The sequence below is a fragment of the Cyanobium sp. A1C-AMD genome, assembly GCF_024346495.1.
Classification (GTDB): domain Bacteria; phylum Cyanobacteriota; class Cyanobacteriia; order PCC-6307; family Cyanobiaceae; genus Cyanobium_A; species Cyanobium_A usitatum.
This window is the reverse complement of sequence record NZ_JAGQDB010000028.1, coordinates 13,743-27,224: the sequence shown is the minus strand read 5'-3', so window position 1 is coordinate 27,224 and position 13,482 is coordinate 13,743. Positions and strand designations below refer to the sequence as shown.

Below are 13,482 nucleotides of genomic sequence, written 5' to 3'. Positions count from 1 at the left end.
AAAAAATATCACAACACCAACCAAATCATAAATATCTAAAAGCTTACCCAGAGGGCCCCAGTCGGCTTTGCTCAGCGCAGGGCTGCGCTTTTTGCCACCTTTGCGTCGTGACTTGCTCTGGCCCGATCCACCGAATCCCCGCTGGGACTGGCTTGTCTCTTCCGCCGGCGCGGCAGCGGCCCGCGGCGATCGGGTCGCCACCAGACCGGTCAAATTGGCTTGCATGGTCTGGGGCATTCGCTCTGCCGCGAGATAGCCACTTTCCTCCATGGCCGGCTAGCCCCGTGGTGGCCTAGGCGACGCTCATTGCTGGCTAGGGGCGAGACCTTTATGGCTTGCACTTCTGGCTTGCACTTCTGGAGCGTCTTATGACAAGGCTGCCGGGAGCTCGGCCCACCCAGTGTCAGATGGGTCTAGGTTTAAGAACAGGTGAGACGCGCTTGTCGCGATCGGTCTTCTTTGGCCTGCGTAGTGGGGGTTTTATGAGATCGGTGACCAGATTTCGCCTGCGAAATAGGCCTCTGGCTGGGTTCATCAACCTCCGCGACGGTCAGCGTTGGCCAGTGGAGCAACCCATGGAGGGCTGGTTGCGGTGGGAGGGCAGGGTGTTGCCTGTAATTCCTGTGAAAATCGCCAACTTCAGTGCTGGTGGCGTGGCGGTATGGGTTGATCCACGGCTTGATTTGTGTCCCGGCGGCCATGGCGTACTTATCACCCAGGCCCATGGCCGTGGCTGTGGCTACAGGCCGGTTAAGGGCTGCTGGCAAGTCAAGGGTGCCAATCGTTCTTTGGTGGGCCTTGCCTTCGAGCGCTGAGGCTGGCTTTCAGTCTTCAATCAATCGCTGAATTCGGCTGGATTGGGACCCGGCCACGCGCCCCTGGCCATCGGGGCTAAGGCTGGTTCTAGGCAGCTGGCGACTCGGTTTTACCTCCTTTACCCGTAGGGCGTAAACGTGTAGGCCGATGGCCACTAAGAGCAGCAGCATCAGGCTGAAAGCTGCGCGGTGGCTGCCCTCGCTGCTTGGCATCGGCGGAGGTGCGGGATTGCTGATGATCCCAGTCTCTCAGGAGCAAGAGATGTGAAGACCTCCCCGATCCCAACCCAGGACCAGCCAGCGCTCCTAAGATTTGCTTAAGAATTGAACGAGAAGGAAGTCTATGCGTGTGCCATCCCTGCTGGCTCTGGCGGCCCTTGTGGGCTTTGTGATCGTGGAGTTGGTGCTCTGACCGGCAGCCAAGAACACCGCCTTAAACAGTCAGGGCTTCTAGGGTCCGCTTTTACTGCGCCCCTGACCTGTGCAGGCACCCATGCTCCACTCCCTAGCCTTTCTGTTGACCAGGGGCCAGGAGTTGCCCGAAGAGGGCGTTGATTGGCAGGCTCTGGTTGCGGCCCAAGGCCACCAGGGTCCTGATCGCGGCCGGGGTCTGAGGCTGTTTCGGATGCCAGATCAATGGCAGGGCAGCCTCGATGAGTTGGTAGCTAGTGGCTGCGCCACCATCGCCGGTGCGGATCCCCTCGGCTCAGCGGCAGAGCGGCGTTCCCTGATCTGCGATGCCGTGGTGACGCAGTTTGACGTGCCCTCCCTGTGGATCGGCGTCTACGCCGTTAGGGGCCCCGCCGACGGCTCCTGGCTGCAAGTGCAGCAGGTGGAGCTGCTGGATCGCTTCCCCCTGGCTGAGGCAGCCAATGAAACCTGCTGGTTTTATCCCACCGATAACGGCTCCTACCTGTGTTGGGAAAATCAGACTGGCCTGACCCTCGCTCCGGGATGGTTGCCAGAGCAGGGCGGGCAGGAGCTTCCGATCGCCTATGACCGCGGCGAGGTGCACGTGCTCTGGTCGCTGATGGCCGATGACCAGGCGCTTACTTGTGTGGGCCTCACCTATCAGCGCCGGCGTATCGAATGGCCGTTGCTTGAGCGCAGCCCCGAACCCAGTGCCACCTGGACCAGCTTTGAGGTCGACACCATGGCCGACCCCAGCTACCTAGAACGCGCCCGCATCAGCGTTTTTCCGCAGTGAGCGGGCGCAGCCTTGCTCAACGCACGAACAGCATCTCCTGGTAGGTGGGTAGGGGCCAGAGGTTGTCGTCGACCAGGGCCTCCAAGCCGTCAACCGCCACGCGCAAGTCGGCCATCAAAGGCACCAGGGTGCCGGCCGAGTAGCGCATGTGGGCTTCGGTGCCGTGGGGGGGATGGTCGATGGCGCTTTGAAGCTGGCCGCTAATGTCCATCAACGACTGGCACAATCCAGCCACCTCCTTGGAGGTTTCCGGCGATACCTGGATGCCTAGGGAACTCTGCAGTTGCAGGGCTTCAGCTAGTTCGCCGAGGTAGCGGATCGCCGCTGGGTACACCTGGGTGCGGGCGATCTGGACGGCCAGCTTGGCTTCCACATCGATCGCCAGGATGTACTGCTCGGCGTAAACCTCAAAGCGGCTCTGCAGCTCCACGGCCGAGAGCACGCCGGTGCGCTCGAACAGCTCGCGGATTGATTGGCGCTCCAACACCGGTAGGGCATCGGCGGTGGTGCGCAGGTTTTCCAGGCCCCGCTCCTCCACTGCCATGCGGTGCCACTCCTCGGAATAGCCGTTGCCGCCAAACACGACGGCGCCATGCTGTTCGATCAGGGTCTTGAGCACGGCCAGAGACCCTTCTTCCAGGCCGTAGCCACTGGCCAGCTTGGCCTCCAGCTCGCTGGAGATCCAGTCGAGGGAATCGGCCAGGATGGTGTTTAGGGCCACAAGCGGGCCAGCCACCGATTGGTTGGAGCCGACGGCGCGAAACTCGAAGCGGTTGCCCGTGAAGGCGAAGGGCGAGGTGCGGTTGCGATCGCCGGCGTCCTTGTCGAATTCCGGCAGGGTGTCCACGCCGAAGTCCATCACGCCGCCGAGGGCCGAGCCGGAGAGCCGGCCCTCGCGGATCTGGTTGAACACATCCTCCAGCTGGCTGCCCAGATACACCGAGATGATTGCCGGGGGCGCTTCGTTGGCGCCGAGGCGATGGTCGTTGCTGGCGGTGGCGATCACGGCCCTCAGCAGGGGGCCGTACATGTGCACGCCGCGGATCACCGCTCCGCAGAACATCAGAAACTGCAGGTTTTTATGGGGAGTCTTGCCCGGATCGAGCAGGTTCCCCTGGGTGGCGTTGCCGATCGACCAGTTGACGTGCTTGCCAGAGCCGTTGATGCCGGCGAAGGGCTTCTCGTGCAGCAGGCAGGCCAGACCATGTTTCTTAGCCGTGCTGCGCAGCAGGGTCATGGTGAGCTGCTGGTGGTCGGTGGCCACGTTGGCGGCCTCGAAGAAAGGCGCAATCTCAAACTGGGATGGGGCCACCTCGTTGTGGCGGGTTTTGGCCGGAATCCCCAGGCGGTACATCTGCCGCTCCACCTCCTGCATGAACACCTGCACCCGCTCCGGGATGGCGCCGAAGTAGTGGTCGTCAAACTGTTGGCCCTTGGCGGAGGGGCGACCGAACAGGGTGCGGCCGGCCAGCAGCAGGTCTGGCCGCAGGGGCACGTAGGCGCTGTCGATCAGGAAGTACTCCTGCTCGGCGCCGCAGCTGGAGTTGACCGGGGCAATGGTGGTTTCCCCCAGCAGGCTGAGCAGCTTGTGGGCCTGTTTGTTTACGGCTGCGATCGAGCGCAGCAGGGGGGTTTTTTTGTCGAGGGCCTCGCCGGTCCACGAGACGAAGACGGTGGGGATGCAGAGGGTGACACCGTTGGGCGTCTCCATCAGCCAGGCGGGGCTGGTGATGTCCCAGGCGGTATAACCGCGGGCTTCAAAGGTGGAGCGGATACCGCCATTGGGAAAGGAGGAGCCGTCGGGCTCGCCCTGCACCAGCACCTTGCCGGTGAATTCGGTGAAGACCGTGCCGTCGCCCTGGGGTGAGATGAAGCCGTCGTGCTTCTCGGCAGTGGAGTTGGTGAGCGGATAAAAAACGTGGGAGTAATAAAGGGCACCTCGGGCGGTGGCCCATTCCTTCATCGCCTGGGCCACCACGTTGGCTACCGACACATCGAGCTTGCTGCCCTCCTTGATGGTGCGCTGCACCGATTTGAAGATCTCCTTCGGCAGCGCCGCCTTCATCTTGTCGAGGGTGAATACGTCGCTAGCCCAGAGCTCATCGAGGGGCTGAATCGGAGCTGTAGGGGCGGCGGGACGGCTGAGAATCTTTTCGAGGGCTTGGAGGCGTGGTTGGGAGGGCATGGGGAGTTCGCCACTGAACGTCAGTCCCCCTACCCAAAGCTGTTCCCCCCTCCAAGCTTTGCTGCGGTTGATACCAGCGGCGCGATTGGCCCTGGCTTGGCGTGTGCTGTAACCGTGACCACGCTGCTGCGAATTTGAGTCGCCAGCCCCAGACTTTCACTTTCCAGGTAGTTAGGGATGGCCTCAGCCGATAGCCAGGCTCTGAAGGAGTCGATGCAAGGGCATCTCTTCTTCAGTCAGGCCAAGTCCAGCTCCCTGGCCACCAGCCACGACCATTACCGCTGCCTGGCATTGGCGGTGCGTGATCGCTTGCTCAAAAACTGGGTCGACACCGCCGACACCTACACCCGCGAGCATGTCCGCACGGCCACCTACCTGTCGGCGGAATACCTACTGGGCCCGCACCTGGAAAACAACCTGGTGAATCTGGGCTTGGTGGAGGCAGCCCGGGAGGCCTGCACCAGCTTGGGCTTGAGCCTTGAGGAGCTGATCGCCGAGGAGCCCGAACCCGGACTTGGTAATGGGGGCTTGGGGCGACTGGCCGCCTGCTTCCAGGAGTCGATGGCGACGCTGGAGCTGCCAGCGATCGGCTACGGCATCCGCTACGAGTTCGGCATCTTCCGCCAGCAGATCACCCCCCACGGCCAGGTGGAGAGCACCGATCCCTGGCTGGCCCATGGCAATCCCTGGGAGGTGATCCGGCCGGAGTGGAGCTATCCGGTGCAGATCGGTGAACACACCGTGATCGGCGTCGCCTACGACACCCCAATCCTGGGCTACGGCGTAAACACCGCGAACACCCTGCGGCTCTGGTCGGCGGTGGCTCCTGAGGCCTTCGACTTCGCTTCCTTCAACGCCGGCGACTACACCAAGGCGGTGCTGCGCAAGATGCAGGCGGAGACCCTTTCAAAGGTGCTCTACCCCAACGACGAGCTGGACCAGGGCAAGCGGCTGCGTCTCTCCCAGCAGATCTTCTTCGTCAGCTGCTCCCTGCAGGACATGTTCCGCATCCTGCGGGGCCAGGGGCTGGAGGTGACCGATTTCCACCACAAGTTTGCGCTGCAACTGAACGACACCCATCCAGCCATCGCCGTGGCTGAGTTGATGCGGCTGCTGATGGATGAATACGGCATCGATTGGGATACCGCTTGGTCGATCACCACCGCCAGCATCAGTTACACCAATCACACCCTGCTGCCCGAGGCCCTGGAAACCTGGGGCGTGGAGCTGTTTGAGCAGTTGCTGCCCCGCCAGCTCGAGATCATTTACGAGATCAACACCCGCTTCCTGCGCATGGCCCGGATTCGCTATCCCGGCGATTCCCAAATCCTGCAGCGCATTTCCTTAATTGAGGAGGGCCCGCAGCGCCGGGTGCGCATGGCCCACTTGGCTGTGGTGGGCAGCCACCACGTCAACGGCGTGGCCGAGCTGCACAGCACCTTGCTTAAGCAGAATCTGTTTGCCGATCTGGCCCGGATCTGGCCGGAGCGCTTCACCAATGTCACCAACGGCGTCACGCCGCGGCGCTGGCTGGCGGTGGCCAACCCACCGCTGGCGGCCCTGCTCGATGAGGCGATCGGCGACCGCTGGCGCACCCACCTCGAGGAGCTGCAAGGGCTTGCCGCCTTTGCCGACGACCCTGCGTTCCTGGAGCGCTGGCAGGCGGTGCGGGATCTCGGCAAGCAGCGCCTCGCCCAGTACATGCGCCGCGAGCTGGGGGTGCTGGTTGATCACACCTCCCTGTTTGATGTGCAGGTGAAGCGCATCCACGAATACAAGCGCCAGCACTTGGCGGCCCTGCAGATCGTTGAGCGCTATCTGCGCATTCGCGCTGGTGAAGACCTGCCGCCGCGCACCTTTGTGTTCGGTGGCAAGGCGGCTCCGGGCTATGCCCTGGCCAAGTTGATCATCCGCCTGCTTGTCGGTATCGCCGACGTGGTCAACATGGATCCGGCCATGGATGGCCGCCTCAAGGTGGTGTTCCTGCCCAACTTCAGCGTCAGCTTGGGCCAGCTGGTGTATCCAGCGGTGGATCTTTCTGAGCAGATCTCCACCGCTGGTAAGGAGGCTTCCGGCACCGGCAACATGAAGATGGCTCTCAATGGTGCGGTCACGATTGGCACCCTCGATGGGGCCAACATCGAAATCCGCGATTGCGTTGGGGCTGAGAACTTCTTCCTCTTTGGCCACACCGCAGAGCAGATCGAGCAGCTGGGCAACAGCGGTTATCACCCGATGCCCTGGATCGAGCAGGACCCGGCCGTGCGCCAAGCCCTGGATTTGATCGGCTCGGGCTACTTCAGCGAGGGTGATGGCGAGCTCTTCCACCCCCTGCTGGCCAGCCTCACCAGCCACGATCCCTTCCGGGTGATGGCGGATGTGGCCGACTACCGCCGCGCTCAAAACGCCGTAGATGAAGCCTGGCTCGACCGGGGCCGCTGGGCGCGGATGTCGCTGCACAACACGATGCGCTGCGGCTTCTTCAGCAGCGACCGCTCGATCGCTGATTACGCCGAGCGCATCTGGAAGGTGGGCCGGGTACCGGTGCAGACCAGCGCCGGCGCCCCGGCGCCTTAGGCGCTCGGGGGCTCCGGCTTGTCGCTGTCCTTGAGCGAGGGGAAGCTGGAGCGGATCAGCTGGGCTACCTCCTGGTTCATCTGGGTGCGGAAGTTGGCAGCGGCGCCAGCTTCGAGCACCGGATAGGAGCGGGCCCCAACGTTGCGCAGGGGCTTCCAGCTGGTGGCTTCCTGCTGCTTGAGGGCTTCCAGCGGTGCGTCGAAGTCGAAGCTGAGCTCCCGTCCCTGGACGGCGATGGCTTCTATCCAGGCCTCCCGGGCCGGCAAAAGGGCCTTGGCCTTGAGGGTGTCAGGCAAGCCCAGCACCGGCTCGTAGTGATCCAGGGCTCTTAACTCGGCCTCGAGCAGAATCACCCAGGCGGCTTCTTCGCCGGGCTGGAGGCCAAGGCCTTCGGCGGCGGCGAGCATGGCGTCTCGATAGAGACACAGCCAGCGGTAGTGAGATTTCTGCTGCAGTGTTTTTTTGAGCGAGCTCTTGCCATGGGCAACTCGCTTGGGCAGGGCTGCTTCAGCTCGCCGCAGCAACACCCGATCTTCCGGCTCCAGGTTGATGGCGCCCCAGCGCTGCCGGTATTCCCACAGCTCCTCGTATTGGCGCACCTCCTCAGGCGTCCAGCCCAAGCCCTGCAGTTCGTCACCCCTGCTCGTTTCGTCCTTAGCCACCGGCACGCCTGTTGCTGTCGCAGGCAGCGTAGTGGCCGGAGCTCAACGCACAACCAGCACCGGGCAGCTGCTGTGGGTAAGCACCCGGTGGGTTTCGCTGCCCAGCAGCACCCCCTCCAGGCCGCGGCGGCCATGGGAGGCCATCACAATCAGATCAGCCCCATGGCGGTTGGCCGCCTCCACGATTGCCGCGTAGGGCATGGAGCTAACCACGGTGTCCTGGTCGCTGACCACCCCGGCGCCCTGGGCCACGGCTGCTGCTGCCGCCAGGATTTGCTCGGCGCCATGGCGAGCGGCTTGCACCAGGGCGATCACCGTATTGGGGTCCACCAGCTCACCCACGCCCACCAGGGAGATGGGGAAGTTGGATTGCGCGTGGAAAAAGGTGATACGAGCTCCCAGGCTGTGGCCCAGCGCCACTGCCTGCTGCACGGCCTTGTCTGAGAGCTCGGAGCCATCGGTTGGCACCAGCAGGTGGCGATATGGCATTTACGGCGCAAGGGGGCGGTGGAGCTCCAGCCTGGGGCAGTTGGCGCCGCCTAGCAACTGGCGCCGCCTAGCAACTGCCTGAGCCCAGCCAGCCAGCCAGGTGGGCAGCGGCGCGGGAGCGGGCCAGAGCGCGGGCGCGGGGCAGGGCCGGCTCGAGTTGCTCGGAGCTGAAGGGCGGCAGGGGGCGGCTGCGCAGCCAGGCCCCCCAGCGGAATTCGTGGAAGGGAATCAGCGGGGCGGCGGCCAGCACCCCCTCCTGCTTCAGCTTCCACACCAAGCTGCGGTAAGGGTCGTCCTGCAGGCCTGTGAGCTGCTCTGGCAGGGCGCTGGGGGGCAGGGGCCCCAAGCCCCTGCCGTCATAGAGGTAGAGCCAGCCGCGTTGGTGCAGGGCAGCAAGCACCTGCTGGGGGTCGGGGCTGTCGAGTTCGAGCACCACGTAGCCGAAGGCGGTGGCGCCGGGTTCGATCTCGATCAGGGCCCGTAGGCGGTGGTGGCGGTCGACCATCCACACGCTGCCATCGGCGCTGCGCACCAGCGGCACGGGCTTGCTGCCCAGGTAGGAGCGGCGTTCGCGGGCATTTTCGGCACCGAAATCGCGCAGCCTGCTGCGCACTTCAGCCAATCCCACGCAGAGCTGGGTGGGGCGCAGCTGGGCGATGGGTACCTCAAGCAGCTCACCCCCCGGGCGCGGGGCCGGCAATGGCTGGTATGGGGGAAGGCGCAGGGCCATGACGGCTAGGCAGCCCGGATATCCCCATCCTGACCCGCTGCTTCCCGGAATAGGGTCGCCCTCAAGTGCGAGTGGCCATGGCTTCCCCCTCCCATCCCGACCTGAGTGCTGGCCCCCACGGCCCGATCGGGGTGCTGGTTTGCGGCCACGGCAGCCGCAATCGGCTGGCAGTGGCCGAATTTGCCGAGCTGGCCAAGGGGCTCCAAGGGCTGCTGCCCGAGGTGCCTGTGGAATACGGCTACCTGGAATTTGCCAGGCCGATCCTGCGCGATGGCCTGGAGGCGCTGCGGGCCCGGGGGGTAAGCCACGTGCTGGCCGTGCCGGCCATGCTGTTTGCAGCGGGCCACGCCAAAAACGACATCCCGTCGGTGCTCAATACCTACGCGGCAGAGACGGGTCTGCGCATCGACTACGGCCGTGAACTGGGGGTTGACCTCAAGATGATTCAGGCCGCCGGGGCCCGGATTCGCGAAGTCCTTGATGCGGCAGCCACAGAGGTGCCCCTGCACGAAACCATGTTGGTCGTGGTGGGCCGGGGCTCGTCCGACCCCGATGCCAATTCCAATGTCGCCAAGGTGACGCGGATGTTGGTGGAGGGTTTTGGTTTTGGCTGGGGTGAAACGGTTTATTCCGGGGTCACCTTTCCGTTGGTGGAGCCTGGACTTCGCCAAGTGGTGAGACTCGGCTATCGCCGGGTTGTGGTTTTCCCCTATTTCCTGTTTTCCGGGGTGCTGGTGAGCCGGATCCAGCAGCACACCGAGCGGGTGGCCCAGGACCATCCCGAGGTGGAGTTCCTGAAGGCCTCCTACCTGGCCGATCACCCCTTGGTGCTTGACACCTTTGTGGAGCGGGTGGCGGAGGTGGTGCGCGGTGACGCCAACATGAATTGTTCGCTGTGCAAATACCGGGCCCAGGTGCTGGGCTTTGAGACTGAGGTTGGGGCGCCCCAGCAAAGCCACCACCACCACGTTGAAGGGCTCACCGACGGCTGTGACCTCTGTGAGCGCGAGTGCACCGGTGCCTGCCAGCCCGATGGCGTGCCGATTCCAGTGGGCGGCCACACCCACGATCACGACCACTCCCCTGGGCACAGCCACGACCACGGGCACAGCCATCACCATCCGCCCTACCCCCACGCGGACCATCCCCTCGGTCCCACAACCCTGCGCCAGGGCAGTAGCAGCTGAGCCCTCTCGGTTTGGCGTGGCTCAGTCTTCTCAGCTCGCCGGAAGTCTCGCGAGACTCCAGCTCATCAGTTCTGCTGATTGGTTATCCGTATTCCCCATTATTGCCGTCTTTTCCCCGGTTTATTAGGGGTTTTCCCCAGAAATGAGGCTTTTAAGCCAGTTTAGGCCTGGCAGTTGGGGAATAACTGCTTTTGTTCAGTCTGGCCTTGACATCACCACCAGCGGCCGCCCTTGCAGGCTTTGAAAATCCTCGCTGCGCCGTTATGGAGCCGCCGGCACAGGCAATCTCAGTTGAGAACGGTGTGGTTTCGCCCTGGCCTTCAGGCTTTGACGGACCTGGCACCGATGTGGCCTACTAGGTCACCCAACTCTTGTTTCGTAATGGCAGCCGAGCGCAGTCACCTCCAACGATGTATGGAGCAGCCCAGCTGCGCAGAAGGGTTAGTGGAGGCAGAAGCCGGCAGCATCAGCCTGGAGGCGGAGGTGCCAGAGGTGTTGTTCGATGGCATGCGCGAGTTCCTGCGCAGCCACCCCCAGTGGGATCAATACCGCTTGATCTCCTCAGCGCTTTCCAGCTTCCTGTTTCAGCACGGCTGCGCCGATCAGGGGGTGAGCCAGCACTACCTCAACGGCCTGTTCCTGCGCCGCTGAATTTTTCAAATCTGGTGGCAGATAACAAAAAAGGCGGAGGGGCCAACCTCCGCCTGAGACTCCCTTGCCCGACCCTTTAGAGGTCGACGTTGCCATTGTGAGCAGGGTTGCTCAACCCGGTTGTGGCGATAGACACCGGATCGCAACCGGGTTATGGGTCTCCTTGGCGCAACCTGGCTGCAGCGGCTTCGCAAGCGCGCCAGGTTATGGCCATTTCAGTGAGGGTTGGGCTCTGCCAGCCGGCCCGGGGCCAGCAGGCCCCATCGACTACCAGGACATTGGGGGCGCCCCAGCACTGGTTGAGGTGATTCACCACACCTGCCTCGGGCTGGCTTGCCATGCGGGCGCCGCCGAGTTCGTGGATGTAGTAGCCAGGTGGTGGCGCCTCGGGACTCACCGCCAGGCTGGTGCGGATCCAGGGCTCCAGCAGCGGCAGCACAAATAGCTCTTCGATGGGCCGGATCTGCCCCCTACCAGCTGCCACCACCGCCTCCATGCGCCGGTGCATGTGGGCTACCAGGCGCTGCTCGTTTTCACCCCAGCGGCAGTTGATGTGGGCGGTGGGTAGCCCCCAGGCATCGTGTTTTTCGCCGTTCAACGTCACCTGGTTGTCGGCGTTGGGTTGCACGTCGCCGTGACCGATCAGAAAACCCACCGCCTCGCCTCGGCGTCGCTGCAGCAGGGCGGGTGGATCAAAGCGCTGCAGGGCTGTCCAGAGGCCATAGCCGCCACTGAAATCAGTTTCGCTGCCAGCATCAAGGTTGACCGTGTTGGGTATGAAGCAGCTACCGGCCCCAGAAAGTTCGCTGGGCCCATCGAGGGCTGGCACCCCGGGAATCGAAAAGAAGCGACTGCTGGAGATGTGGTCCATCAGATAGCGCCCGAGGCTGCCGGATGGATCGATTAGGCCGCCGCGTTGGTGGGCTTCGCTCGAGTGCAGCAGGATCCGCAGTGTCTCGATCGTTGAGGCGCAGAGCACCACCAAGGGCGCCTCAATGCGCTCGTGTGCTGCCGTTTTGCCATCTACCAGCACCACGCCCTGGGCTCGGTCGCCGTCGAGCAGTAGGTGGCTCACCACGGCGTTGCTGCGCACCTGGGTGCGCCCCGTTGCCAGGGCCCGTGCCAACGTGCGCCCCTGGCTGGCGGAGCGGGGCCAGCCCGCACCCCGGTGCAGGTTGAAGCCGCGCGAGTGGATCAGGGGCAAGCCAAGCTCGTCGCCGATGCGGCGCTGCAGGTGGCGCTCGCCTGGGGTGAAGGGCAGGGGCGCCTTGAAGTGGCCATCGGGCAGCTGGGGCAGGCCGTCGCAGGCTCCATGCACCTCCAGCAACTGCTCAAGGCGGGTGTAGTAAGGCGCTAGTTCGGCGCTGCCGATTGGCCAGCTTGCCCCCTGGCCATCGCGCTCAGCTGCACCAAATTCGTAGTCGGAAAGGCGCAGGGTGATGCCTCCCCAGGTGAGGCTTTTGCCCCCCACCTGCCGGCCCCGGCTCCACAAAAACGGGGCGTCGTCTGGGGTGGAGTAGGGATTGAGCCGCTCATCGACGAACAGCTGGGGATTGTGTTTCCAGAAGCCCGGATGGTGGCGCTGCAGGCGTTGCTGGCCGCTGGCGATGCTGGCCACACGCCGGGCCGTATTCAGCGGTTCGCTGCCGAAGGCCTGGCGGGATGAGAGCTCGGGACCGGCCTCCAGCACCAGCACCCGCAGCCCCGCCTCGGCCAGCACCATGGCAGCCACACCGCCGGTAGCGCCGGAGCCCACCACGATGGCGTCGGGCTGGGTCACGCTGGCGGGGATGGCCATTTTCTGGGCGGTGATCGCTGGGGCAGCGGAGGTGAATGTTCAAACAACAAAGCCCCGACAGGAGACTGCCGGGGCCTTGGGAAGTGGTGGCGGGGGCGAGATTTGAACTCGCGACCTTCGGGTTATGAGCCCGACGAGCTACCAGACTGCTCTACCCCGCGTCGACCTCTTAACCATACCAGTCGAAGTGCCTAGTACTGCCGCTCAGTCGAAGCGCAGCTCGCCGATCACCTCCAGGCGCAGATGGGGGGCTGGGATCAAGAAGCGAGTGCGCAGCTCTTCGAGAGCTATCGGCGTTAGCCAGTCGAGCTGCTCGAGCAGGTGCAGGGCTACGGCTTGCTTGGCTCGGGCGGAGCCGTCTTCCACCTTGATCGCTACCCCCATGCCTTCGCCGACGCGGCTGAGGCACTGGATGCCTTCAGCTCCGCCCTTGCTCACCACTTGACCATGGCCGCCGCGCATCAGTTCGGTGTCAAAGCGCCCCTCCCCTGCCACCAGTTCGGGGTGGGCCAGCATTGCCCGGCTGAGGCGCTCCAGGTCGGCCTGGCTTCCGGCGCCCAGGTGGGCGTAGAGCAGGGCCATCTGGGCAAGTTGCAGCTGCAGGGTGGGGGCGCCGCAGTCGTCGCGGGCGGTGAGCAGCTCGGCGGCGGGCAGGGCGAGCAGATCGCCCACGCGCTTAAACACCTCCTGCTGCAAAGGATGCTCTTTTTGTAGGTAGCTCTCGGTGCTCCAGTTCAGCTGCCGGCAGGTGGCCAGGAAGGCGGCGTGCTTGCCGGAACAGTTGTGCTCAAGGGGGCTTTTGCCGCAGTCGGGCACGGGGCATTGCAGCTGCTCGGCCTCGATTTCAGCGCCCCAAAGCAGCTTGAAGGCCTCGCGGGCGTGCATGGCCGTGCCGATGTGGCTAGCGCAGGCGATCGCCAGGCCCCGCTCGCCGCAATTGCAATGGTCGGCTGCGCCACTGCTCACAAAAACCGTGGCCTGAAAGGGCTTTAGGGCAGAGCGCACAAAGCTCAGCTGCTGGGGATCGCCTGCCCGCATCAATACGCGGCCGCGGCCGTCGCAAACCACCGCGTGCACACGGTGGCGCGATTCGACGATGCCGTTGCGCAGCAGCCGCACCTCCAGGGGAGGGACGCCCCCGCGGGCGGTGCCACCAAAACTGGAGGACAGGGTCACAAGAG

General features: G+C 64.2%; 13 protein-coding genes and 1 tRNA gene. 5 read left to right on the top strand and 9 right to left on the bottom strand.

The window, feature by feature from the left end:
- Nucleotides 1-270, bottom strand: a 270-nt coding sequence (locus tag KBY74_RS06680; protein ID WP_254942019.1) for a hypothetical protein, incomplete at its 3' end; no start/stop codon positions are given.
- Nucleotides 271-563: 293 nt separating this feature from the next.
- Between KBY74_RS06680 and KBY74_RS06675 the strand changes: the two genes are divergently transcribed.
- Nucleotides 564-815: a hypothetical protein gene (locus tag KBY74_RS06675; protein WP_254942018.1), complete on the top strand. Its 252-nt coding sequence runs from the start codon at nucleotides 564-566 to the stop codon at nucleotides 813-815.
- 9 nt (nucleotides 816-824) lie between these two features.
- Here the strand turns inward: KBY74_RS06675 and KBY74_RS06670 are convergent, their stop codons facing one another.
- Entirely contained in the window at nucleotides 825-1,028 is a 204-nt protein-coding gene (locus KBY74_RS06670) for a hypothetical protein (RefSeq protein WP_254942017.1), read from the bottom strand.
- A gap of 280 nt (nucleotides 1,029-1,308) precedes the next feature.
- Between KBY74_RS06670 and KBY74_RS06665 the strand changes: the two genes are divergently transcribed.
- Nucleotides 1,309-2,022: a hypothetical protein gene (locus KBY74_RS06665; RefSeq protein WP_254942016.1), complete on the top strand. Its 714-nt coding sequence runs from the start codon at nucleotides 1,309-1,311 to the stop codon at nucleotides 2,020-2,022.
- A gap of 16 nt (nucleotides 2,023-2,038) precedes the next feature.
- Here the strand turns inward: KBY74_RS06665 and KBY74_RS06660 are convergent, their stop codons facing one another.
- Nucleotides 2,039-4,207: a glutamine synthetase III gene (locus KBY74_RS06660; protein WP_254942015.1), complete on the bottom strand. Its 2,169-nt coding sequence runs from the start codon at nucleotides 4,205-4,207 to the stop codon at nucleotides 2,039-2,041.
- A gap of 177 nt (nucleotides 4,208-4,384) precedes the next feature.
- On the opposite strand from KBY74_RS06660, the gene KBY74_RS06655 reads away from it, so the two are divergent.
- Nucleotides 4,385-6,784 (top strand): glycogen/starch/alpha-glucan phosphorylase, encoded by a 2,400-nt coding sequence (locus KBY74_RS06655; protein WP_254942014.1) that lies wholly within the window; start codon nucleotides 4,385-4,387, stop codon nucleotides 6,782-6,784.
- On the opposite strand, the gene KBY74_RS06650 is transcribed toward KBY74_RS06655, so the two are convergent.
- The 3 genes from KBY74_RS06650 to KBY74_RS06640 form a co-directional block, all read right to left on the bottom strand.
- Nucleotides 6,781-7,446 (bottom strand): hypothetical protein, encoded by a 666-nt coding sequence (locus KBY74_RS06650; protein ID WP_254942013.1) that lies wholly within the window; start codon nucleotides 7,444-7,446, stop codon nucleotides 6,781-6,783. The two genes, KBY74_RS06655 and KBY74_RS06650, sit on opposite strands and share 4 nt — an antisense overlap.
- 42 nt (nucleotides 7,447-7,488) lie before the next feature.
- The gene (locus KBY74_RS06645; protein ID WP_254942012.1) at nucleotides 7,489-7,935 is read right to left on the bottom strand and encodes a universal stress protein; all 447 of its coding nucleotides are present in this window, start codon (nucleotides 7,933-7,935) and stop codon (nucleotides 7,489-7,491) included.
- A 67-nt stretch (nucleotides 7,936-8,002) separates the two neighbouring features.
- A complete protein-coding gene (locus tag KBY74_RS06640; RefSeq protein WP_254942011.1) occupies nucleotides 8,003-8,665 on the bottom strand; it encodes a ParB-like protein in 663 nt (220 codons plus the stop codon).
- Nucleotides 8,666-8,742: 77 nt separating this feature from the next.
- Here KBY74_RS06640 and KBY74_RS06635 point away from each other — a divergent pair, with 77 nt between their 5' ends.
- Together KBY74_RS06635 and KBY74_RS06630 are read left to right on the top strand one after the other, a co-directional pair.
- Complete coding sequence (locus KBY74_RS06635) at nucleotides 8,743-9,852, top strand: sirohydrochlorin chelatase (protein ID WP_254942010.1); 1,110 nt, start codon at nucleotides 8,743-8,745, stop codon at nucleotides 9,850-9,852.
- A 414-nt stretch (nucleotides 9,853-10,266) separates the two neighbouring features.
- The gene (locus KBY74_RS06630) at nucleotides 10,267-10,503 is read left to right on the top strand and encodes a DUF2811 domain-containing protein (RefSeq protein WP_254942009.1); all 237 of its coding nucleotides are present in this window, start codon (nucleotides 10,267-10,269) and stop codon (nucleotides 10,501-10,503) included.
- Between the two features lie 151 nt (nucleotides 10,504-10,654).
- Here KBY74_RS06630 and KBY74_RS06625 read toward each other — a convergent pair whose 3' ends face one another.
- The 3 genes from KBY74_RS06625 to KBY74_RS06615 form a co-directional block, all read right to left on the bottom strand.
- Nucleotides 10,655-12,301: a GMC oxidoreductase gene (locus KBY74_RS06625; protein WP_254942008.1), complete on the bottom strand. Its 1,647-nt coding sequence runs from the start codon at nucleotides 12,299-12,301 to the stop codon at nucleotides 10,655-10,657.
- A gap of 84 nt (nucleotides 12,302-12,385) precedes the next feature.
- Nucleotides 12,386-12,462: transfer RNA gene (locus KBY74_RS06620), tRNA-Met, on the bottom strand.
- 43 nt (nucleotides 12,463-12,505) lie between these two features.
- Entirely contained in the window at nucleotides 12,506-13,477 is a 972-nt protein-coding gene (locus tag KBY74_RS06615; RefSeq protein ID WP_254942007.1) for an asparaginase, read from the bottom strand.
- Nucleotides 13,478-13,482 lie beyond the last annotated feature (5 nt).

Coding starts and splice junctions, on each gene's coding strand:
- KBY74_RS06655 (WP_254942014.1), top strand. CDS start 4,385: ATGGCCTCAGCCGATAGCCAGGCTCTGAAGGAGTCGATGCAAGGGCAT.
- KBY74_RS06645 (WP_254942012.1), bottom strand. CDS start 7,935: ATGCCATATCGCCACCTGCTGGTGCCAACCGATGGCTCCGAGCTCTCA.
- KBY74_RS06640 (WP_254942011.1), bottom strand. CDS start 8,665: ATGGCCCTGCGCCTTCCCCCATACCAGCCATTGCCGGCCCCGCGCCCG.
- KBY74_RS06660 (WP_254942015.1), bottom strand. CDS start 4,207: ATGCCCTCCCAACCACGCCTCCAAGCCCTCGAAAAGATTCTCAGCCGT.
- KBY74_RS06630 (WP_254942009.1), top strand. CDS start 10,267: ATGGAGCAGCCCAGCTGCGCAGAAGGGTTAGTGGAGGCAGAAGCCGGC.
- KBY74_RS06635 (WP_254942010.1), top strand. CDS start 8,743: ATGGCTTCCCCCTCCCATCCCGACCTGAGTGCTGGCCCCCACGGCCCG.
- KBY74_RS06670 (WP_254942017.1), bottom strand. CDS start 1,028: ATGCCAAGCAGCGAGGGCAGCCACCGCGCAGCTTTCAGCCTGATGCTG.
- KBY74_RS06665 (WP_254942016.1), top strand. CDS start 1,309: ATGCTCCACTCCCTAGCCTTTCTGTTGACCAGGGGCCAGGAGTTGCCC.
- KBY74_RS06625 (WP_254942008.1), bottom strand. CDS start 12,301: ATGGCCATCCCCGCCAGCGTGACCCAGCCCGACGCCATCGTGGTGGGC.